At 56.4% G+C, this 23,757-nt stretch carries 11 protein-coding genes; 6 read left to right on the top strand and 5 right to left on the bottom strand.

Going from position 1 to position 23,757, the window contains the following annotated elements; translation table 11 throughout:
- Positions 1-616: 616 nt before the first annotated feature.
- The 3 genes from FJM65_RS18425 to FJM65_RS18415 form a co-directional block, all read right to left on the bottom strand.
- A complete protein-coding gene (locus FJM65_RS18425; protein ID WP_140623440.1) occupies positions 617-3,031 on the bottom strand; it encodes an outer membrane beta-barrel protein in 2,415 nt (804 codons plus the stop codon).
- A gap of 68 nt (positions 3,032-3,099) precedes the next feature.
- On the bottom strand, positions 3,100-4,266 hold the full coding sequence (locus tag FJM65_RS18420) for a serine hydrolase domain-containing protein (protein ID WP_140623438.1): 1,167 nt from the start codon (positions 4,264-4,266) through the stop codon (positions 3,100-3,102).
- Positions 4,267-4,277: 11 nt separating this feature from the next.
- Positions 4,278-5,645 carry an alpha/beta fold hydrolase gene (locus FJM65_RS18415; protein ID WP_181163789.1) on the bottom strand — a complete coding sequence of 456 codons (1,368 nt, stop codon included), beginning with the start codon at positions 5,643-5,645 and terminating at the stop codon, positions 4,278-4,280.
- 180 nt (positions 5,646-5,825) lie between these two features.
- Between FJM65_RS18415 and FJM65_RS18410 the strand changes: the two genes are divergently transcribed.
- Positions 5,826-6,770: a helix-turn-helix domain-containing protein gene (locus FJM65_RS18410; RefSeq protein WP_181163788.1), complete on the top strand. Its 945-nt coding sequence runs from the start codon at positions 5,826-5,828 to the stop codon at positions 6,768-6,770.
- Positions 6,771-6,862: 92 nt separating this feature from the next.
- On the opposite strand, the gene FJM65_RS18405 is transcribed toward FJM65_RS18410, so the two are convergent.
- Positions 6,863-8,140: an exo-beta-N-acetylmuramidase NamZ family protein gene (locus FJM65_RS18405; RefSeq protein WP_140623434.1), complete on the bottom strand. Its 1,278-nt coding sequence runs from the start codon at positions 8,138-8,140 to the stop codon at positions 6,863-6,865.
- Between the two features lie 440 nt (positions 8,141-8,580).
- Entirely contained in the window at positions 8,581-11,862 is a 3,282-nt protein-coding gene (locus tag FJM65_RS18400) for an Ig-like domain-containing protein (RefSeq protein ID WP_181163787.1), read from the bottom strand.
- A gap of 1,130 nt (positions 11,863-12,992) precedes the next feature.
- On the opposite strand from FJM65_RS18400, the gene FJM65_RS18395 reads away from it, so the two are divergent.
- The 5 genes from FJM65_RS18395 to FJM65_RS18375 all read left to right on the top strand — a co-directional run bounded on the left by FJM65_RS18395 (position 12,993) and on the right by FJM65_RS18375 (position 23,284).
- Complete coding sequence (locus FJM65_RS18395) at positions 12,993-13,418, top strand: VOC family protein (RefSeq protein WP_140623430.1); 426 nt, start codon at positions 12,993-12,995, stop codon at positions 13,416-13,418.
- A gap of 292 nt (positions 13,419-13,710) precedes the next feature.
- Positions 13,711-14,094: a hypothetical protein gene (locus FJM65_RS18390; RefSeq protein WP_140623428.1), complete on the top strand. Its 384-nt coding sequence runs from the start codon at positions 13,711-13,713 to the stop codon at positions 14,092-14,094.
- A gap of 561 nt (positions 14,095-14,655) precedes the next feature.
- The gene (locus tag FJM65_RS18385) at positions 14,656-21,081 is read left to right on the top strand and encodes an Ig-like domain-containing protein (protein ID WP_140623426.1); all 6,426 of its coding nucleotides are present in this window, start codon (positions 14,656-14,658) and stop codon (positions 21,079-21,081) included.
- 5 nt (positions 21,082-21,086) lie between these two features.
- Positions 21,087-22,082: a PorP/SprF family type IX secretion system membrane protein gene (locus FJM65_RS18380; RefSeq protein WP_140623424.1), complete on the top strand. Its 996-nt coding sequence runs from the start codon at positions 21,087-21,089 to the stop codon at positions 22,080-22,082.
- Positions 22,083-22,093: 11 nt separating this feature from the next.
- Complete coding sequence (locus FJM65_RS18375) at positions 22,094-23,284, top strand: OmpA family protein (RefSeq protein ID WP_140623422.1); 1,191 nt, start codon at positions 22,094-22,096, stop codon at positions 23,282-23,284.
- Positions 23,285-23,757 lie beyond the last annotated feature (473 nt).

Below are 23,757 nucleotides of genomic sequence, written 5' to 3'. Positions count from 1 at the left end.
TCATTAACAAGTAGCTTACTATTCTATTCTATTCCTGAGGGGCAAGCTCTTCTAGACGATTTTGTGAGGCCTGTAAGTTCTGAAATAATCAGGCGCTTCGATAAGCCGAACGTTGGCTGAACGTGTGCAGTGAGCAAAGCCAGGCTTTGAAATTTGATACTGATGAATGCACTCGAGCACTGGGTGCAAAGAGGACGCACGGAGTTCTTGCAAAGAGCAATGTCGAGCCGCGGCCGGTCGCCGATAACCTGCGCAAGCACTTTGACCAGTCAGGCCAGTTCATGAACGGCTATTGTCTATGAAAGGGCTGTTCTATTCATGAATGGAACTCAAACGGCAGTTACGCCATACAGTGCGAAAGCCATGAAACGGAGCGGCGCATCTATAGACTATAGACAAGCGCCGCAAAAACAGGAGTGTAGGCCGGGTGTTTAGGTCACCTGTAAAGGCTCAACAGATTCGCTACAGGTAATGCTATAAAGCCAAGCCAATAAGCGTTAAGGATGGAAGTTGTGGATTTGGGGATAACGCACCTGAACTAACCACAAATCCACATTTTTTGCAGCCACTATCATGCTGGGAAAGTTACAGCTGGAAGCCAAAGTGCCCGGTGAGGCTACTGGCCACCTGCCCGGTTAAGTTCTTCTAGCTTATGACGGGGACTTTGTGCCTTAAACCCCTGGCCCCGTTGGAAGCTGTAGCGCAGCTGCAGCTTCAGGCTCCGTGCCATAAAGTAGTTCTCAAACCGGAAGCCGTCGCCGTTGTAGCTGGCGTCGCCCCGCATTTTCCTTGTCCGGAAGATATCCGTAGCTCCCAGGCTCAGGTCCAGTTTGTCCCGCAGCAGGGACTTTTCCAGGCCAGCATCCAGCCACCACTGCTGCCTGAAAGTATACATGCCGTAGGTAGAGGGGGATTGATAGGCGGCCGTTGCCTGGAGCTGTAGGCCTCCCGGCAGTAAGACCTGGTGAACAGCCTGCAGGGACCCGAAAAACTGCCTGTTTTCCAGGAGCCTGTCCTGCAGCAACATCCTGTTCCGTCCGTAGCCTGCCTCCAGGTGGTGGCTCACCTCCCAGCCTGCTGCCACCCGAACAGGTACAAGGAAGGTAGCGCTGTAGTGCTCTGCCATGTCCACGTTACGCTCCTGGTACACGGTGGTGTTGTCTGCCGCACGCTGCTCGGGCACTTCGGCAAAAAAGTCCCTGGTGCGGGAGTAACCCAGCAGCACATGATAGCTTTGGTGCAGGGTCTGCGCCACCTGGAAGGAGCTGGTGTACTGCGGGCGCAGGTCCGGGTTGCCTTCTGCCCAGCTGTAAGGGTCCTGGTAAAAAATAAAGGGGTTAAGGGAGCGATAGTTTGGCCGGTCGATGCGGCGGTTGTAGCTATAGCTGATGCGATAGTTTTCGCTCACCTGCTGGCTCAGGGAAAAGGTGGGGAACAGATCCGTATACTTTCGGCGGGAGAGCGGCTGACGGCCCTGTGTTTGGCCTTTTCCGGCAGTACCCTCAGCGCGTAAGCCTGCCTGGAGGTTCCAGGCCTTGCCCAGTGCGGCACGGAAGCTAACATAGCCTGCCAGGATCCGCTCGGTGTAGCGGTAGTCGTTACTGCGCCGGGTATCGCGGACCTCCCGTCCCTCTTCCACTACATAAAACCGGAGTGCATTGCCCGATACGACATGGCTGGCCTTCACCCCTGCCTCCAGAGTGGCCTTTGGGGAAAGCGGCTGGCTATAATCTGCCTTGGCCGCGTAGATATGGTAGGAGCCGGGGTTGTCGCTGCGCAGCAGCTCGCGCAGGGACGTGCCGCTCTCCCGGTTATGGCGTAGGTTGTCATAAAGCGCCCGGGCCTCGTTGTCGAGCTGCACATAATCCAGACTCGCCGAAAGCGTGCTGCCTGCCGTGTCGAGCCTGCCCTCGTAGTACAGGTTAACTGAGGCGTTCTGTTGCCGGTTATCGTTAAAGTTTCCCGCCTCTATGAACGTATGCGTCCCGCGCTTGCGGTCTTGCAGGTCCGTGCCTGAGTAAAAGGCGCGGTCCATCGAATTCCGGCCCAGGTGCAGGACCGTGCCCAGCCGGTGGTGCGGGGTCAGTTCCCTTTCCGTGCCCAAGCGAAGGGCGGGGCTAAGCATGGTCAGCGTCTCGTCGCGCCCTTGGCGGAAGGTGGCATCGGCTCCGCCCGCATGAAATTCCCGTACCATGACCCCTTCGCGCAGGCGTGGCCGTCGGGCCATGTCTGCCGCCAGAAAAGAACTCCAGCGCCCTTTTTTATAGTTCAAGTTCAGGCCGGAGTTGTAACCTGATGCCCCGTTGTACTGGTAGCCGGCGTGCAGGCTGCCGCTCATGCCCCGCTGTGTATTTTGTTTCAGCGTGATGTTAATAAGGCCGGCGCTGCCTGCGGCATCGTAGCGGGCCGAGGGGTTTGCCATCACTTCAATCGTCTGTACGTTTTCTGCGGACACGGCCTCAAGCAAGTGCTGCAGCTCCTTGCCTGACAGGTAGGTGCGCCTGCCGTCCAGTAGCACGTCTACGCCGGTTCTCCCGTGAAGCTGGATGTTTCCGTTAGGGTCAACCAGCACCCCGGGCACTTTTCCCAGCACTTCATAGGCCGTGCCGCCGGCTGCCAGGGGTGTCTGCGCGACGCGCACCACGAGCTTGTCTGCCTCCAAGGTCATGGCCGCCTGCAGGGCCGTGACCGACACCTCTTGCAGCGCGTGGGCATGCGCCTGCAGGGTAAGGGTGCCGAAGTCTTTGCAGAAGGCACCACTGCCGACTGTAAAGGAGCCGGTGTGCTGGATCCCATAGCCGACCATGCTGACGCGCAGGGTATAGGTGCCGGAGGCAGGGGGCGGGATGGAAAATGAGCCGTCTTGGGCAGTCAGGGTACCCGAGACTCCGGTTGAATCCGGAAGTTGCAGAAGGTTCACGGAGGCGTAAGACAGGGCGTTTCCGCCCTGGTCCTGCAGCGAACCGGTGAGTTGGGCAAAGGCCCGGCAGGCCAGCAGGCAGCACAGGCCTGTGGCAAACAACAATTTCATAGTTTCAGGAGTTTAGGTCAGCAAAGGCCCCCCGCGCTAGGCAGAGGGTGTCGGGCATAACGGTTACTTTAAGGCTGGGATAGGGTTTGGGTCACGATCCTGGCCATGTCCAGCAGGTAGGCATGGGGCGTGCGCTTGAGCAGGCGGAAGTCATCGGTGTTGAACTGTATGGCCAGGGCCAGGTCCAGGTCAGGGAAGTACTCGGCATCAGTCAGGTAACCGGGAAACCAGCCGCTGTGCCCGTAGCCCATGCCTGCCGTCCCGCCGGGCCTGAGTTGCATGCCCAGCCCATACCGGTGGTCTTTGCCGGTGTTGGCGGGCACCCCCTGGCGCATCTGCTCCCTGGCTTCTGCCGGAACGCCGGGCAGGAGGTAGTAGGTCTTTGCCCACGAGGCTAGGTCGGCCACACTGGACACAAAACCCCCGCCGGTCCACTCAAACTGCGGACTAAAGACCGTCCGGCCGTCCTTGACAAAGGCACCTTCTACCGGGAAAGGCCCGCCTGCCCGGGCGTAGCCAACGGCCAGGAGAGGATAGGCCCGATGGACCGATGGCACAGTGGCCGTGAGGCGGTAAGGGCTGAGCACGTACTGCCGCGCCAGCTCATACATGTTCCGGCCGGTGATCTTCTCCAGGATGTAGCCAAACAGGATAAAGTTGGTATCGGCGTAACTGAAACCCTGCCCCGCTGCAAACAGGGGCTCCCGGTCAAACACGTAGGCCAGAAGCTCTACCGGTGTCCAGGTACGGGCGGGGTTCTCTTTGAGTTGTTGCATAAAGTCCCCGAGCTCATAGTATTCCATGATGCCTGAGGTGTGGTTGAGGAGCATGCGCATGGTGATCGCCCGTGCGTTGGGGATGCGGTTGAACCATTGCTCCTGCCCAATGTAGGTTTTGATGCTGTCATCCAGGTGAAAGGCGCCCTGCGCCTGCAGCGCCATGGCGGCGGCGACAAACAGGGTTTTGCCGTTACTGCCCGAAAACATCCTGCTGTCAGGGCGCATGGGCTGGCGGCTGGCAGAGTCAGCTGTGCCGGTGGCCAGGCTAAGCTGCCGGCCATCCGGCAGGACGACGCTAAAGGTAGCCCCGGGAAAACCGTTTGCTTGCCAGAGCGAATCGAGGTGGGCCTGCAAGCGCTCTTGGAGCTGTGTTGTTGGGGCTGCCGATTGTGCCAGGGCGGGCAGGCAGAGGCTGCTGAGGAACACCAGAAGGAAAGCGGCTAAGTACTTATTCATCGTTTTTTCTTTTAATGTGAGGGAGGGGTCTGCTGCAGCACGCGCTTGATCCAGGCGTCCGTTTCGGTGATCAGGGCGGTGTTGAAATGGCTGCGGTTATAATCCGGGTCGCGTTTTTTCATCTGGGCTACGCCTTGGGCCATGCCATCTACCTTGATCAGGGAGTGGTTTGTCCCGGGCATCGCCAGGAAGGTTCCGTGACCCGGGTGGTAGTGGTTGACTACTTCAACAATGCGCTTATGGTCTTCGTCGTTGACGATCTCAAAGTCATACTCTCCCCAGATCGAGAGCACGTGCGCTTCGGTCTCAGCCCAGGCCCTGGTCAGGTTGAGTTCGTCAATTTGCTGCCAATACCGGTAATCCCGGGACCAGAACTGGTCGCCTCCCTGGTGCTGGAACGCCTCCTGCAGGATCTTCCGATAGGCAGGGTCGGCGGCGGCAATGGTGTCAGGGTGCTGGGCCAGCACAAAGAAGCGGTACATGACATGGTAGAGGGTGCGCATGGTTGCTTCGTGCGCTACGTAATCGGTGCCGGCTATGGGGGCCTGGAAACGGAACATTTCAGTCGCAAACTCAAACCAGGGCCGGTAAGGACTTCCGTAGACCATGACCCCCCGGAGCCGGTGCTTCTGGCTGAGCATGGGGGCGATAATGCCCCCCATCGAATGGCCGAAGAGAAACACTTTTTCCGGGTCTACCTGCTCGTACCCCTTTAGCTGCACAAGACCCTGCTCGAAGGCCTCGATCTCGGTGCGCAGGTCTATTTCCATACAGTCGGGCGTGTTGACGTTGTCGCCCAGACCGGGCTTTTCCACCAGCATCACCACATAGCCCCGTTCACTCCAGCCCCTGATCAGCTGGCCGTAGGCTGAGGCGCCGTAGTCATCAATGGACTGACAGGGAAAGCCCGGAATAAAGAGAATGGCCGGATGCCTGCCCGCTTGGCGGGGGCTATAGGTAATGGTGCGGAGCAAACCGCCGCGGAAGGCTACCTGGCCATAGCGCACCTGTGCGTTGGAAGAATGCTCCAGGGGCCTTGGCTGCATCTTGCCCTGCAGCCTTATCTTTTTGCCCTTGCGCAGCAGCCGCACGTCCAGGTCCTGCCCCAGCTGCATGGACTGGTTCAGCTCATATAGCTCAACAGGTGCGGTAAGTTGCTTTTTGTTAATCGACAGGAGGATATCGCCTTGCCGTATGCCCAGGGCATCGGCAGTGGAAGCGGGCAGCGTGCCGGTGGCCAGCAGGCCGCTGCGGAGGCGGTGCTCCCTGGCCAGGGAGTCAGGCAGGGAACTTACCCGCAGGCCCAGGTCTGCGCGGCGCTTGAGCTCCTGCGCGCCAGCCTCGCGGGCCATGGCAACGCCTGACAGAAGCAGCATCATACACACCATACGGCGTAAAGCATTTATTTTCATTTGTGGGAAAGATAGCGTTTGGCTGGCAAGTAAATAAATGTTGGGCAGGAGGGGGTTGTAAAATCCTGCCAATTCTTGTGTCAGCGGACATAGGCATGGCATTCCTCTGCTAAATTTTACATAAATTAAAGCCTCATGAAGCACTCTATGAATCCCACGCCAGCCAACAGCGCCGCATCTGCCGGCGCCTATGCCTGCAGCTGCGAGGTGGTGCACGTAAACAACAGCACCTACCGCAGCTACAAAGGCCGCAAATCCGAAAACCGGATCATGACTGCGCGCCTTTCCTCGCTGGAAGACGTCATCAAGCCCCGGGGCCTGGGGCTCAAGTACGTGGCGGAGGGACAGGAGACCTATTGGGTACAGGGAAAGCGACACAGCCTGAGGAAAGGTCATTTTCTGTTGGTTAACGACACGGTCGGCTCCTTTGACGTACAGATAGGTGATACGCCAACCCATAGCGTGTGCATTGATATGGATGTAACGCTGGTCAATGAGCAGTTGCGGGAGTTGCTGCGGCCCGATGAACTGGATGACGGTGACCACTGCAGCCGCTTTCTGTTCACGTCGGATTTGCTGGTGCACGGCGCCCCTGCGAGCATGCCCCTGCAGCAGGGGCTTCATCGGGTGATGCTGTCCTCAAGGGGGCAAGTAGGCGCGCAGCCGGGGGTAGAGCTCCTTTATGAAATCGCGGCGCTGCTGGTCAGGGAGAACCAAGGGTATATCCAGTCTTACTACAACTTGCAGACGGCCAAGCGTTCCACCCGCCAGGAATTATACCGCCGGCTGCTAAAGGGCAAAGAAGTGCTGGATTCTAACCTGGAGGCAGATATAAGCATGCAGCAGGTGGCCAAGGAGTGCTGCCTGTCGGAATCCCGTTTTTTCCGGCTCTTCAGGCAGTGCTTCGGCGAGAGCCCTTACCATTACCTGCTTGGCAGGCGGGTAGACTACAGTGTGCAGCTAAAACAGAAAGGCCATACCTGGGCTGACATCGCCACGCTGCTGAACTTTACCGACCTGGCCGCTTTTAGCAACTGCTTTAAGAAAATTAAAGGGGTTCCGCCTTCTAAAGCCCCGGAATTATTTCAATAAAAAGGCAGCGGCTGGGCAATGACGCTTGGTTAAAAATAAAAAACCACCGGCAATAGCTCATCTACGTAAATGAGCGGCGTCCGGGGCGCCGCTCATGGATAAAGCAGGTACTTCTGGCGCATCTCTTTGAAGGCGGCGAGCCCCGGCTGCCAGGTCTCCCTGATCTGGGCTTCTGTCCAGCCCTGGGCCACCTGCTTCCTGAAGTCCCCTACGCCCACCAGGCGTTCAATCACCCCCATCTGATTGCTGTAGGAGGAATCAAAAAAACGCGCTTTGTCGGGATAGGCCTGGTAGAGCTCCAGGAGCCAGGACAGGTTGAGCTGGCGCCTCTTTCGGAGTTGCTCCACATCGTATGAACGCAGATCCAATCCGTAGCAAACCTGGCCCATGTGCAGTGGTGTCTCGCTCATGCCCGGAATGCTCACCGGCGTAAAGGAAAAGTCGTAGGTGCCTTTCAGGGCCGGGGCACCCAGAATTGTAAAGGGGAACTGTGTCCCACGGCCATGGTTCAGGATAGTGCCTTCAAACAGGCAGGTACTGGGATAAAGCATCACGCTTTGGGCTGTATTCAGGTTCGGCGAGGGCTTGACGGGCAGCTCATAGGGCATGTCGTGGCGGTAATTGGCCACCGGGATGATGGGAACCGTGTCCAGCCTGAGGCCGTCGGCCATCCAGCCCTCCCCGTTGATCATGCGTGCGAACTCGCCCACGGTCATGCCATGGGCAATGGGAATGGGGAACTGGCCAATGCCTGATTTGTACTGCATGTCCAGCACCGGGCCGTCGATCAGGTACCCGTGCGGGTTGGGCCGGTCGAGCAGAAGAAACGCCACCTGGTGCTCGGCTGCGGCCTCCATCACATCACGCAGCGTGTTGATGTTGGTGTAGAAGCGAACCCCCACGTCCTGGATGTCATAGAGGAGGAGGTCCACATCGGCCAGGTCCGCTTTGCTGGGCTTGCGCTTGGCGCCATACAGGGAGATAATGGGCAGGCCCGTCTGGGCGTCCACTTCGTCGGCTACCTTGGCCCCGTTGCTGGCGTTGCCCCGAAACCCGTGTTCCGGGCCGAAGATCTTCACCACGTTCACTCCCAGGGCCAGGAGGCTATCCACGCTGGGTGTATTGCCGATGATGGAGGTGGGGTTCACGACAAGCGCCACACGCTTGCCCTTTAGCAAGGGCAGGTACTTTTCTACCTGGTCTGCGCCGGTCACCAGCTCCTGATTTCTCTGGGTAGCGTGCTGCTGGGTGTAGCCCTTATTTTCAGCGGAGGCACTTGTTGTCTCTGTACACGAGGAGCTCGCCAGCAAGAACAACAGCAGGCCACAGGTAAGGCAGGAAAGAAGCATTTTGGACATTGGTGCAGTCATAGGAGGTTGAAAAAGATATGCAAAAGTAAATATAGGGTAAAATTCTAACAAATAAGTACTTATGTTAATGTTGCTTGGTGCTGTCGCGCAGGGCGGTAGGTAGGGGAAAACGTGGCCAATAGCGCTGCGGTGGGTGTGCCTGGTGACCGTAAGTCAGAGAAAGTGAGGTAACCCCCGGCGTTAGGGTTACAACCTGGGCCATAGAAAGTACTTCACCATTAAAAGGCTATCATGTCAGGAACCTCTTTAGTCCTTGACGCAAGTAAAGGTCATTTTCAAAGGAGAGGGTTGGCATCTGCGCCGGGTGGTGTCGATCCGGATGTCAGGCTTGTGAAATGTAATGGAAAAAATGAGGCAGGAAATAGGTTTATGACCGGAAGGTAAAAAGCAAAGGCCGGAGTCAAACAATGTTACTCCGGCCTTTGTCTTAGAACCAATGCTTAGCGCTGCTTGATTAGCTTGGTGGTTGCGTCGATGCCAGCGCCCTTTACTTTTAAAAAGTAGAGGCCTGCAGCCAGGTCGCGTGTCGGCAGCTCTAAAGTGGTGTACCTTTCTGCAACCTGAAACTGTTGCTCCAGGATCACGCGTCCCTGCCCGTCCAGCACCAGCGCCAGGGCCGGCCCGGTTTCTTCGCTTGTCAGCTCCAGGCGGACAAAATCAGTGAATGGATTCGGGAATGCCTTAACCGAAACGGCCGTGGACTTGATATGGACGAACACTGTCTTGCTGTATTCATAGGTGCCGTCATGGTCCACCTGGCGCAAACGGTAATAATTAACGCCCGTGCCGGGGTTGCGGTCCCGGAAAAGGTAGGCGTTGGGCTGAATGGTCGTTCCCTTGCCCTGTACACTGCCAATCCTGGAAAAGCTCCGTCCATCCTGGCTGCGCTCCACTTCAAAGCGGTCGTTGTTGAGCTCCGAGGCGGTGCGCCAGTTGAGTACTACCTGGTTCTGCTGGGCTTTGGCGCTAAAGGAGGCAAGCTCTACGGGAAGCGGGGTAATGATCGGGGTGCCCCATTTCAGGTCGTGTATCCCGATGCCCTGGTTGCCGCTGGCCTCGGCGTTCCGGTAGTTGATCACCACCCGGTCAACCGCTTGCCGGAAAGTAACCGTCACATTTCCTTCGCCCGAGTCAGAGGCCACATCATTGTAATCCGTCAGGCTTGTTATCCTGCCTCCTGTGAAGTCCTGGTGGGAGGTATGGATGACGTTCTTTTTATCCAGGGAAACCGGGGCGCCGGCATTATAGCCCAGGATCTCGAGATCGTCCCGGAACTGTCCCTGCTGCCTGTCTACGTCCAGAATGGAAAAGGTCAGGTCCTGGACCGGGCTGCTCAAGTCCAGGGAAATAACGGTCTTGTTGTCCTGGTCATTAGCGCCTGTCTGCACGATGGCCAGAACTGGCGTGGACTGGTACTGGCTGCTGGTCACTTTCCTGACCGAGGGGGCCGTATTCAGCGTTTCAATCGACCAGGTGAGCGCCACCCCGTCCACGGTGTACTCTTCCGGGTATTGTTCCGATATGACGAAGGGGTCTTCTCCCTCCGGGCGGCTGCTCCAACTAAAGGTATTCAAGCCGCTTGTGGGGGTGCCGATGACGGTGATGTCATCCACTGCGTAATATGCCGCCCCGACCGGGTGGTTGGCCACCTCCCAACGCAGCATAAGGCTGGCGGCGTCCGAGGCTTCTGCCGGGAGCGTGATGTAGTTGCCGTTATTGGCCCATGTCCAGGAGGTGCTCAGGTTGTTGGTCCAACCCGAGACCCTGCGCCAGGTACTGCCGTTGTCGGTGCTGAACGAAAGGCTTGGCCTCCGGTCAGGCTGGTCTTCAAAGGTGCTGCGGTGGGACCAGATGACGCCAATCTGCTCATAGCCTTTCGTCGAGAGGGCGTCATCGAGGGTAAGAGACCTGGTGGAGGCGCCGGAGGAGGCACTGGTTCTGATATAGTGCCTGCCGGATGCCTGTGCCGCGGTACTATTTCCAGGTGCATCCAGTACGGGCTTGAGATCCCACTGCCCGCCTCCTGCGCCCATGCCAGGCGCATTGCCTGAGTAACCGCTAAAATTTTCGTGAAACAGTATCACGTTAGACCCCAGGTTGCCGGTAAACGAAGCCGGGGTGATGGTGGCCGTTACCGGGGTTCTGGTGCTCTCGCAGTCCGTGGTAAGGATCGAGACATAGTACGTGGTGGTGGTGCTGACAACCGGGGTATACAGGCCACCGCTTACGTCGCTGATCGGGGAGCCGCCCGACGGCTGGGTATACCAGCGATAGCTCCCGCCTGCCGGGGCGCCAGCTGCGAACAACTCCACCGGGCCGGCGTCTGTCCGCGAGCCTCCGCGCGTCGTGGGGCCTACGGAAGCCGTGACGGCCCGCCGGATGCTTTCACACCCGTTGGCGTTGACGGCAGCTACGTAGAAGGTGGTGTTCGTGGTGATCATAGTTTGGAATTCGGCGCCGGAGGCGACTGGCGCCCCCCCGGCCATGGCCTCATACCACCTGTAGCTCCCGGTAGAGCCGCTGGCCGTCAGGGTGACCATTCCCTCGCCGCAGTGGGACGCGCCGCTCGTTGTGGGCGGTGCGGGGGTAGGGCTGACCAGGACCTGAGTCACGGGGCTAGTCTCCGTAGTCCAGCTAGACCAACCAAAAAACCAGTACCTATATTCATATTGTGCCCTGTAGCTGTACCCGTTATTAGCCTGGCTGGCGATGACGGTGTAGTCGTTGAGCGTGGCACCTTTGATGTCTTCCCAGCTTTCCCCATCGGTACTAACCTGCCACTGCAAATTACGCTGTTCTTCAAATATAGTAGGCTGGGGCACAGCCAAGGGAACGCTTTCCCCGGCGCAGTAGGTATTGGGCGGGCTGGCCGGCAGCACGGTCGCAGTGACGGCAACCCGGGAGCTTTCACAGCCCTGGGCATTGAGGGAGGCGACATAGTAAGTGGTCGTCGAAGAAAGGGTGGGCGTAGTATAGCTGTCGCCGGTAGCCCCGTTGATAAGCGTCCCGTCGGAAAGGAACCAGCGGTAACTTCCGCCTGCAGGGGCGCCGGCGGCTCTGAGCGTGACAGGGCCTGGCCCGGTGCGGGCGTTGTCATTGGCTGTCGGACTGGCAGGAAGCTGGCTGATAGTGACAGGCACGGCAGTGCGGGCGCTGGTGCCGCAGGCATTCTCGGCAGCCACGTAATAGGTGTCCGGGCTGCTCAGGGCTGGCGTGGTGAAGGATGTTCCCGTATGCACCGAACCTCCCCCGTTAGGGGCCGTGTACCAGCGGTAGGTAAAGCTGTTGTCAGGAGAGGTCACCAGCAGCGTCGTGCTACTGCCGGGGCAGGCCGGTGCTGCACTTACCAGCGGACCGGCAGGGGGCGCGGTGGCAACCGCTAACTGGAAGGTCGAAATAGTGATCCAGTTACGGCCAGAGCGGTACTGGGCTCGATAGCGTCTGCCGTCCAGGTTTGGGGCGGCAGTTACGGTGCAGGTCATGGTCCTGTTAGGCCCAAATGAAGTGCCGCTTGTGACGTTAGACCAGTTGTTGCCATTGGTGCTGGACTGCCAGCGTGTGTTGTTACTGCTTCCTGTATAGGTGGCGGTAAAGGTTTCTTGTTTTCCGGCACATGCGCTGCGGAGTGTCTGTCCCGTTGCCGTGCTAATGAAACATACCAGGAAGCTAAAGAGGGCTAATGCCAGCTTGGTGTGCAGCCTGAGACTTTTCTTCAGGGACAAGAGACTGTAAAAGGAAGGGCGAAATGTCTCCTCCGGATACAAGGTCACAGGAGCTCCTGAAGACACAGCAGATGGTAAGGGTAAACGTCGGTGCATAAGCAGTTAGGTTAGGGGATATTGATTGCGGTTTAAGTACAATTCAATGTTGCTGTTTCAACATCAATAAATATTTAATTGGAACTATATAGGAGAAAATTGTGCCAGTTTTAGAATTTTCGTTGGAATGAACTGCCAGGCTAGAGCCAAGTTTGATTCTAAATTGCTAATATTGAAGGTGGTAGATTAAATGTTATTTTTTTGACCAAAAAAAAGAACAATGACATTATTTTATATAGCAAAATGTATTAATTCCATTTTTGGGATGAATTATTCTATGCGTGGGAATACATTCCATGTTATAGATGGATTAGTATTCTTAAAATAAATATATAAATAGTGAAGCGTAAAATGTGCTGCTCCTGGGAGAGTTGAGAGGAGGTTGAAGGTGCAATGCCGTCAACTTAAGCGTTTAAGTTTGCCGTTGTTGCGTGTTCTCACCAACAACTAGCTGGTCAGAAGACACAGCAAGGGCGACTGTCATACTGGAGGCAACCCGAGATATTTCTTAAGTTGACGGCATTGGGTTGAAGGTGGGGAACCTGTTCCAGTGCCAGCCTTTTGGGTTGATATGTACTACCCGCAGGTTTGAGAAGCTTGCATGGCTGCTGATGGGGTCTACATAATTATTTGCCAGACTTGTACATTAATCACTTAATATGCCTGAGGCAGCATGCCAGATGGGTGATGAAAAGCCACTCAGGTTAGTTTAAATGAAAACAAGGTGGGGCAGCTGCGCGCGTGTTCGCCATGAAAGCCTTTGCGGTCGGTTCTGTTTATTCTTTTAGTTTTTCCCAGCCTCCAGGCTGTTCCACTTCAAAACGAATTATTACCTTTAGCAAGGTATCAGAGAAGGAGGCCGGCATCACATGCTTCCAGGGGCTTGTGATAGTAGCGCGAATCGCTTCACAACAGAAGGCGTCACACATAGTATGATTCACAGCTGAAACAGGAAGCGCACTGACCACACCCTGAGGGGGCTGCACCTGCTATATGACGAAGAAAAATTTTCAGCAATAAAAACGCACTTAACAATGAAGAAAGTAACAGGTATAGGAGGCATTTTTTTTAAGTGCAAAGACCCGAATGCCGTGAAGGAATGGTACAAGACTAACCTTGGCCTTAACACCAATCCCTATGGGGCGGTGTTCGAATGGTACCAGGGTGCCGATAATACCAAAAAAGGATTTACGAACTGGAGTCCCTTCGGAGAAAGTACCCAATACTTTGAGCCATCTGCAAAGGAGTTTATGATAAACTACAGGGTGGAGAACCTGGAGGCGCTCGTGGAGGAATTGGCAAATAACGGTGTCACTGTGCTCGATCCGATAGAAACATATGACTATGGAAAATTTGTGCACATCCTGGACTTAGAAGGGAATAAGGTCGAGCTTTGGGAGCCCAATGACCTTGCCTATGAAAAACTCGGCGAGCAGCTTAACGGGCAGACAACAAAGTAACCGGTTTTGTGGAGAAATCAGTCTAGAAAGAAATCTTTCCCGTAAGGAAGACAATGCTGCCGCAGCAGGTCTGAAGTTCTGTATTGTGAAGGGCAATTATAATAGGAGCATTGGGTGACGAGGCGTTTAAACGGCCGGTACCCAACGCGCCTCCTTTGCATTATGTAGGAGGGCTGGTTTGCTCCGTTCAGTAAGGTCTTAACTAGTTTAACAATAGATGTGCCCCGAAGGTGCAGCTAAACGTATTGCACTTATGCTTCTTTTCGAGTCTGAGTATCTTGAAATTCATTAGATGCCGGAATGCAAGCTGGTGGAGACGAAATGGTTGTCTTATGCTCCAAACAAAGCCTACCGGAAGGGGTTGGCGCAGTACCTGAGCACCGTGCGGCAGTATGACGTGAGGCTTTGGTTGGCTGATTACCGGCTGGCTAAAGTAGTGCGGATGGTGGACCAGGAGTGGACAGCCAGGGAGTGGCTCCCTCAGTTTTTGACCTTCTCTGCGGATATCAAACGGATGGCCCGTGTCCAGGCAGAGGATGTGTTCAGCCAAATGAGCTCAGACAGCATGAAACGCAAGCTGGATATCGGGGGACTGCCCTTTGAGTTCAGTGAGTTTCGGTTTTACGACGATGCCAGGTCCTGGCTCTTAAGCGTAGACTCGTCCGACAGTGCTTGAAAATGCCAACGGGAAACCAACCAGGCATTCAATCCCTGGTTTTAATGATAAGCGCTGCATGCTGTGTGCGGCGGCATGCTCACCTTCACAAAGCTCCAGGCTCACTGGCCTTGCCCTACATCGCCACCGGCATGAGTGGTAACATACCATCTACGGTAACGTACCATCTTCTTCGTGTTCCTTTGCCTGAAAACCCATGTGGAAACTGCGCTTAGACTTGTTTCACATCAAGAGGCCTGTATGCCTGCCCTGGCACCATGCCAGCGGGGGGGCTTAACCCTTCGGCCATCTCTCTTACTCCCTGTCTCTTCTCCTGCACGCTTCCACCGTCTCACCTGCGGAGCTATTGACTAGCTAGCTTAGAAACAGTTGCTTAGCTGCAGATCCTAGCTGAGTGAAACTTAAGAATGACTTGTCCTAATATCGTTTTATGGAACAATTTAAGTGTCTTGTATAAATAATTGAATGACATGGTGTAAGCTGTTGTTTACTAGGAATTTCGCTCTACTTTTGTGGGAAAAAGTGAATTATATAGTTTAACTTCTACCAACCCAACCTTTTATGAACCATGATGCTTTTACCTCTGGGGGAGAGGTAAAGGGCATGCTGTGCGCGCCACGCAGGTTAAACCTGAAGCGGCTATGGGCATGCCTTATCCTTTTGTGGGGAGTTCTCCTCTCCTTTCAGCTGCAAGCGCAGCAAACCTATGACTTTTCCTCTCCGGCCGCTTTAAGCGGAAAGTCCTCCTCCTGGCCCTGGAACACCACGGCGACCGTACAAATAGGGGGCGTGAGCTACACGCTCACCTCAGGCGGAAACGGCTCCTTTACCAACCTTGCTTCCGGAGGAAACGGAAGTTCTGCAGCCCTGCGGAAGGACGGCTCCGGCGGTGACAGTTTCACCCTCAAACGAACAGACGGTGGCCGTTTCCAGTTCTTCGGGCTGTGGCTGAAGCAGTCAAGCATGAGTCCCTATCCCGGTGTGCCGCCCATCTACACGGTCAGCCTGCAGGATGAGGGCATGACGGTTAAAACCTACACGGTCAACGATGCGAACACCACCATCAATTATGCTGAAAATGTAGGGGTGACATCCGTTACCTTTAACTTCAAAGCCCTCCTATATTATATCGTGGATGATATTAAAGTAGGGCCGGCGGCCATCAATTTGGCTTCGCTTACAACCAGTGCGGCTACAGGTGTGGGGGGGACCTTTGCAACCGTGCCGGCTAGTATCACGGGTACTGGCGGAGGCGCCATTACAGAACGTGGCATTGTTTGGTCTACTTCCCAGAACCCTACCACGGTTAATTCGAAGATGGTTGCGGGGAGTGGCTCAGGAAGCTTTTCCGCTAAACTCACGGGCCTAAACACGACGACCACTTATTATGTGCGTGCCTATGCTGTTAACGCAGCCGGTACGGCGTATGGGAACCAGGTGTCCTTCACTACTTCGAACGTAGCAGGACCTACCATTTGGAATGGGCCGAAGATTACTTTTACAAAAGCAAATAATGCTGATTACACCCAGGCTGCCAACCAGGACAGGCTGACGGATCAAACCTGGTTGACCCGTAAAAATGTAGAAGGGCTGTTCAATAGCAAGCAGGAGCCTGGATATAATTTTGCTAATTCGCCAGCTAACACAGAATGGGCATACGGTACCCTTGACAATTATGCTACATTGACCTATAGGGATTGGACGGATTTTAACGGTTGGGCACCGCCAAGTATGATAGGCAAGGACGCTGTCCTGCATTTGATCGCAGAAGATATTTACATTGGAATTAAATTCCTCTCCTGGTCTTCGGGGGGGAGCGGAGGTGGTTATTCCTACGAAAGAACAACCGCCGGAGCGCCAGCTCTTTCTTCCAACGCCAACCTGTCAGGTCTAACACTGTCCTCGGGGATACTTTCGCCGGCTTTTGGAGCAGCGACAACCTCTTACACAGCGGCTGTTCCGACAGCCACTACTTCTGTGACGCTTAGGCCGGTTATGGCAGATGCGAATGCCACGGTAACCGTGAATGGTGCTGCCGTTGTCAGCGGTCATGCATCTCAGGAGATCTCCCTGAAAGTAGGGACCAATACCATTTCGACACTTGTCACCGCACAGGATGGCAGCACCAAAACCTACACGGTTACAGTCTCACGTGCCGGGATAGGCAATATTTTATACCTGACAGATAACGTTTCAGGGGCTCCCGCGCTTGCCTATGAGACTTACCTGAATAATATGGGTTATGCCGTGATGCTGGTCAATATGGCTGGCCTTACTGCTGCCGACCTGGCCAGCGCTGATGTGGCCGTAATGGGGTATGAGGCTTATGCCGGTCTGGATGCGACGAAGGCCCAGCTGCTGAAAGCTTCAGGCAAGCCGCTCATAGGGGTCACCTACAGTGCCATGAAGTATGCTTCCGCCATCGGTGGGTACTATACTAAATCAGGAGGCAGCATGGGAGATACCCAGGATGTAGGCTACAAGGCTAGGAGCAGCGCCGTCTTTAACCAGCCGAACCTGATCACAGCGGACATCATCCAAGTGCTTCAAAACCCGGAATCTGTGGAGGCTTATTACATGGGCAGGATGACGGATAGCCAATATGCCAATGTTGTCAGCTGGTTAGGTCTTAACAGTGGTCAGTCCCATAGCCTGCTTTACAGAGAGGGCAAAGAGCTTTTTTACTGGGGATTCCGGCAGGCCCCGGACAAATGGACCGAAACCGGTAAAAAGCTGTTTGTCAACCTGATTGAATATGCCAGGGCAGGTGAAAAGGACGAGCATATCCTGAGCTTCCCTGCGCTTGCCACAAAGCAGGCCTCAGACCCGGCCTTTACGCTGACGGCAAGCGCCACCAGCAGAGTGGCCTTAACGTACGCAAGCTCGAATACGGCGGTAGCCAGCGTGTCAGGCAATACCGTGACCCTAAACGGAGATGGAACAACAACTATCACAGCAACGGCGCCTGTTACCGAAGTATACCGCGAAACGACAGCCACACAGAGCCTGCAGGTTGTCAAATCCTCGAATGCGAACCTTGCCAGTATCAGCCTGAGCGCAGGAAGCTTAGCCCCTGCCTTTGACCAGGGAACGGCAGGCTACACGGTTGCCGTTGCCCATGATGTCGCTTCTATTGCGATCACGCCTTCCCTTGCCGATACAAAGGCTACCGTGACAGTAGACGGATCCGTGGTGGCAAGCGGCAGCGCAAAAACGATTGCGTTAACTGCCGGAAATACAAAACATGTTCCAATAGTTGTAACCGCGCAAGACGGCACCACCAAGACGTATGCGCTGGATATTGCACGTTCTTTCCCTCCGCTCTCGGTTATTATTTCCTCTAGCGAAAACGTGAGCTGTAACGGAGGATCTAACGGGTCGGCCACGGTAAGCGCCTCCGGGGGAGCCGGTCCATACACCTACAGCTGGTCACCGTCTGGCGGTGCGGGTGCTACCGCCTCAGGCCTTTCGGCAGGGTATTATGCAGCAACTGTAACCGATGCAAACGGGCAGGAGGCAAGTGTGCAGGTTCTCATCTCGCAGCCAGCCGCGCTTTACGCCTCGGTTTCCTCGCAGACGAACGTCGCCTGCAACGGCGGCACCAATGGCGCCGCCACAGTTACGGCTGCAGGCGGCACCGCCCCCTACAAGTATAGCTGGAGCAACGGCGCCAGCACGCCGTCGGCAACCGGCCTTTTGGCCGGTAACTACACTGTTACCATTACAGATGCCAACAATTGTGTTGCCACGGCCTCTGTCACCATTACCCAGCCGGCCGCGCTTTATGCCTCTGTTGCTACCACTTCTGTGACCACTGTGGGCGGTCGTGACGGGGAGGCCACGGTGACGGCGACGGGCGGAACGGGTGCCTATACCTACCGCTGGTCACCGTCTGGAGGTGTGGGGGCTACAGCCTCCGGCTTAACTGCCGGCACTTACTCAGTGACCGTTACGGATGCAAATGATTGCGCCGTCACCCAAACAGTCACCATCCAGGAGCCTACTGTAACCAAGGTGGTTTCGGTTACCCCGACGGCTGCTTCCCCAACCAATGCCGCTGCCGTGAACTTCAGCGTGGTGTTTGATCAGCCTGTCTCAGGCGTGAGCGCCGGCAACTTCTCGCTGACCGCTTCCGGCGTGAGCGGGGCTAATATAACGGGCGTGACCCCGGTAAACAGCACTACCTACCTGGTAACACTTCACACGGGCACGGTTAGTGGCGAGCTAAGCCTTAGCTTTAATAACGATGCAGGCCTGTCGCTAGAGGTGGAGAACCTTCCGTTTACCGGCAGTGAAAAGTACGTGGTTGACAAAGACAAGCCGCTCGTGACCGGTGTCATGGACAAGGGCTTCTACAACAGCACGGTGACTATCGGCTTTAACGAGGGCACGGCCCAACTAAACGGCAGCGCCTTTGCAAGCGGCACTATGCTAAGCGCAGAGGGCGCTTACACGCTGGTCGTGACCGATGCCGCCGCCAATGCCACCACCCTAAGCTTCACGATCGACAGGACAAACCCTGTAGTAAACGGTGTAGCGGACAGGGGAACCTATAACACAGACAGAACCATCGGCTTTGACGAGGGCACAGCAACCTTGAACGGTGTGTCCTTTACGAAGGGAACGGTGGTGCGTGAAGAAGGGGCGTATACTTTGACTGTGAGGGATGCGGCCACCAATACCACTACCGTTACCTTTGAAATAGACAAGACCAGCCCAACCGGTGCGCTGGCCATCAACAACGGGGGCGGCTTCACAAACACGCTAGCAGTAACCCTGCAGATCACGGCCGCCGACGCGGGCGGCACAGGCGTTACGGAGATGCGCATCTTTAACAGCGGCGGCACGCCGGGTGCATGGGAGCCGGTATCCGCCACCAAGGCATGGACGCTGAGCAGTGGGGAAGGTGCTAAAACCGTGCAGGCCGAGCTCAAAGACGCTGCCGGTAACATCGCCCTGCTGGCTAGCCAAATCACTTACGACGCTACCCGTCCGAGAGTGGCTGTCTCTAGCGAGGTATCGGCTGCTACCAATGCTGCCTTTGGCGTTACCTTCACCTTCAGCGAAGGCGTTGACGGGTTTGCAGTTGAAGACATTAGGGTTGAGAACGGAGTAGCGTCAGCCTTTACTAAGGTGAGCGGCGAGGTTTATACTGCGTTCATCTCACCTGCCGCAGAAGGGGTAGTGAAAGTAAGCATAGCCGCCGATAAAGCGGTAGACCCTGCTTTAAATGGCAACGCTGCCTCTAATGAGGTAACGGCTGTCTATGACCTTACCAAACCAGGCATAGCGCTACACGCAATTGCAGCAGAGCATGTAAATGCGCCATTTACCATGACCTTCGGTTTTTCTGAGCCGGTAACAGGATTCACGCTTGCCGATATCGTTGTGACAAACGGTGCGGCTGCCTATTTGGAGAGCGCGAATGGACAAGAGTACACGGCTGTGATCACGCCTGCTGAAGACGGCGCAGTGCAAGTCGCTGTTGCTGCCGGGGCAGCGTTTGATGCTGCAGCCAATGGCAATGAGGCTTCCGCTGTCTTATCACGCCTGTATGATGCTACCAAGCCAACGGTAACGGTGGCCACCACGGCAGCAGATCCGACTAACGCTCCGTTCACGGCTACTTTCAGCTTCAGCGAGGAAGTGCTCGGGTTCGAGCTGGGAGATATCACAGTTACGAACGGCGCGGCCTCCGAATTTATAAAAGTGGACGGGCAGACCTATACAGTGCTTGTCACGCCTGCCGCTGACGGGGAGGTAGGGGTAGCGCTGGCTGCCGGTGTGGCCCGTGACGAGGCGACCAACCCGAGCCAGGCCTCTGAAGCACTACGCAGACGCTACGACGCGACGGCCCCAGCGGGGTATGCGGTTAGCTTCCACACAAGCCGCGTGGATATCACCAACGTAACAGCCACCGACCTGAGCATAACAGGTGCCGAGGTTGGAACAAGCTACACTTATGCCATCTCCAGCGAAAACGGCGGCACCCCGGTAACGGGAACAGCGCAGGTTAGCGAGGCGAGCTTTGAGCTGCGGGCGCTCGACCTGAGCGGCCTGAACGACGGTACCCTGAATGTTACGCTCTACCTGGTGGATCCTGCCGGTAACAGGGGCGCAGACGCAAGGGCACAGGTAGTCAAAATCACGCGCGATATCGTGGCCGTGACCGCCCCGGCGCTTGTTAAAGTTCCGATCAGAACCACGTATGCCAACGTTCCGCTGCCGGCAAAAGTGGCGGTAACCTATGCCACGGGCGAAAAAGAGGAACTGCCTGTTACCTGGAGCCAGGGCGACTATAACGGCCTGGTGGCCGGTGCCTACGCATTGACCGGTGAGCTCGTCCTTGCCCCGATGACCACCAACTTGAGCAGCCGCACGGCGGGAATAACCGTCGAGGTACAGCCGAATAAAGTGCCTACAGCCCTATCCTTCAGCACTGCTTCCTTTAAGCCCGAGGCGACCGCGGCGGAGGCGATCGGCAGCTTCACCACCACCGATGCAGATGATGATACGTTCAGCTATGCGCTGGTGGAGGGTGAAGGCAGCGAGGACAACGGGTTGTTCGAGCTCAGAGGCGAGGAGCTGTACCTGAAGTCAAACAAGGGCCTGTCAGGTATCACGCAGCTATCGATCAGGGTCCGCAGCACCGACCCATACGAGAACACGATCGAAAAGAGCTTTACGCTCAGCAAGAGGCTTTACGCCAAGCCGCAGGATGAGCTCAAGATCGTAAACGCCTTCTCGCCGGACGGCGACGGCATCAACGACACGTGGTTTATTCCCGAGCTGCGGTTCTATAACCAGGTCGAGATCGAGGTGTTTGACCGCTCGGGCGTGCGCCTGTTCCACACCACCAACCCCGAAGAGGGCTGGAACGGAAAGGATGCCAACGGACAGGTGCGCAAAGGGGCCTTTTTATTTATCGTACAGGTGGGCGACATCAACCTGGTGAAGAAGGGCGTCGTGACAATTCTTAAGAAGTAATTAACATGAAAAAGTATATCATTGCAATTGCCGCTTTCCTGTCAGCCTGGGGTGCCCAGGCCCAGACGAGAAAGCACATCGCCAATTTCTCGCTGTTTCAGCAGTACTACAACCCGGCCCTGACGGGCTACGAGGGATCGATGCTGAAGACGTTTTACCGCAACCAGTGGACGGGCTTTGAAGACGCCCCCAAGACGATCTTCGCCTCAGCCGAGCTGGACCTGGCGGACCTGAGGTCCTGGAAGCAGGACAATGTGCTTCTGGGCAAGGGGGAGGACACCTATGACCGGCAGGCAGGGGCCAGGCATGCCTTCGGGCTGGCTGTGCTCAGCGACCGGTTCGGCGCCTTCACTGAAAGCCAGCTCCTGCTCAGCTATGGCGCGCGCGTACGCCTGAGCGAGAAACTGAGCCTGCGCTGGGGCACGGCCCTGACTTACGGCGCCCAGCGCCTGGACGGCAGCAGACTTACCCCGGACGAGGAGAACGACCCGCAGTACCAGGATGTGCTGGGGCAGCGCAACCGGCTGAGCAAGCTGGACCTGAACCTGGGCCTGATGCTTACGCACGACCGCTACTATGTCGGCTATGCGATGCAGGACGTGGGGGAGGGCGGCCTGCTGACTGCGGGAGACGATTTCCTCAAGGGCCTGTACACGCGCAAACACGTTGCTCAGGCAGGCTACCGTACGCCCATCACCGAGCAGCTGGGCCTGGTGCTCAACGGCATTTATCAGTACGACACCAGGGTGAAGGGCACGGCCGAGCTGCAGGCTAAGGGTGTATACCAAAACACATTTTGGGCAGGAGGCGGCTACCGGCAGGACCTGGCCTACACGCTGAACGCGGGCGTGAGGCTCGAGCAGGTGAAGATCGGGTATGTGTACGAGTCGCCCACGCGTGATGCCCGGGCGATCGGCAAAAGCACAAACGAAATCATGCTGACCTTCAACCTGCTGCCGGCAAAGCACCCCAAGTATAGCAAGCGCGTGAACATCTGGTAACCTGAACTGACATGAAGAAAATAATATATACCCTAGCGGTCTGCACCATGGGAGGGCTTTCAGTGCAGGCGCAAACTCCTATCAAGGAAACGCGTGAGGAGCTGATGGACGTGGCACTGATCAACGACAGTCTCCTGATCTACACAAAAAAGGAAAAAGAGGGCCAGTTCCTATATACCGAGCTGCAGGATGCTCCGGGGTCTGCCCAGAAAGCGGCACCGCTCAATGCCGGGACCGTGAACATGCTGGTAGGCCACAACCCTGCCACGGGCGAGGTGTATGTCTACCAGCGCCGGGGGCGCCGGGACGAGGTAATTGCCTTCTATGCCTACAGCGGCGGCGGGTTCACCAAGACAGGCGAGAAGCAGCTTCCGCGGTTGCGGAATAACTCACGCAACCTGGGCCTTTTCCTGACACCGGACAAAAACACGCTGCTCATCTCAGCCGAGCTGGGTCGCACGCAGGGCTATGATGACCTTTACCGTAGCACATGGGAGGGAGGGCGCTGGAGCAAGCCCCGGAACCTGGGCAAGGCCGTAAATTCGCGCCAGGCCGAATTCGCCCCGTTCCTGACGCAGGACAGCCTGTATTTCTCCCGCAAGGAAGGGGACGTGGCCTATGTGTACGCCGTGCCGCTCCAGGACGGCCTGCCTGCGGAGGCAGTGCCGGCAAGGCTTTCGGGGAAGGTGAACCGGGAAGGGGCCTTCAATGCCTATTACAAGCGGCAAGGCACCCGGGAGCTGTGGTTCACGGCAGAGGCCACCGGTGCCCGCACAGCCTACGTCAGTGGGGCGGAAGCGGCAACAGCGCCCGCCCCTGCCGCAGCGGAGGAAGCCCGGCCGGCGCCCCTGGCTGAAGGCCAGCCAACTCCCATGCCCCTGCCTGCCGCCGTTGCCAGGCCGGCAGACCTGCAGCTGCCCTACCGCTTTAACAGCCTGTACCTGGACAAGGCGGCTGCCAAGGAGCTGCATGCTTTCCTGCAAAGGCAGCCCCAGGGCGCCCGGCTTCATGTGACGGGCTTTTCAGATGCCAGGGGCACCGAGGAGGCCAGGCGAGAGGTGAGCCGCAAAAGGGCCGCCTTTGTGGCCTGGTATGCTCAAAGGATGCTGCCCGGAAAGCATTTTGCCATTTCCACCGACCACCAAGTCGTGGAGGAGGAGGGGGCGGCCTACCGGAAAGTGGAAATCCGCCTTGGCGAGTAAGCCGCCTCAGGCCGCATGTAGTCCGTAAGGCACCGTGTCGCAGGGCAGCCAGGACAGTCTGTTTTAAGCGTCACTGCCAATCGTGCAATGTTTTCTTTGCAAAGCTGCTCTAAGGAGAATTTCCTAAGGGCAGCTTTGCCTGTTTAAGCGGCCAGGACATTGCCCATCGATAACTATTCGGGAATCTAGGGTACAGTACCTGTTGCCAAAGCCCTTAGAGGTGGGATCTAACGGCTACAAGTCAAGTTATGTGGGGCACTGACGAGGCTGGCAAGCATCCTATAGGCAGCTTTGATGCCAACCACCCTTCATACATTCACGTGCTTAATTTCTTGATAGGTTTGGGGAAAAAGCGGCAAGTATCGGTAATTTCCAGTAGGGCTAGTACCTACACGGGGACAGCCAAAAGGGCAACAAGGTTGGTAACAACTGCATGCTTGTCAAGGTCGGTGGTCTGTATACCTGACAGCCTT

The sequence above is a fragment of the Pontibacter mangrovi genome, assembly GCF_006385705.1.
Taxonomy (GTDB): Bacteria; Bacteroidota; Bacteroidia; order Cytophagales; family Hymenobacteraceae; genus Pontibacter; species Pontibacter mangrovi.
The sequence above is the reverse complement of the archived record's forward strand: the minus strand, read 5'-3'. Positions and strand labels throughout refer to the sequence as shown.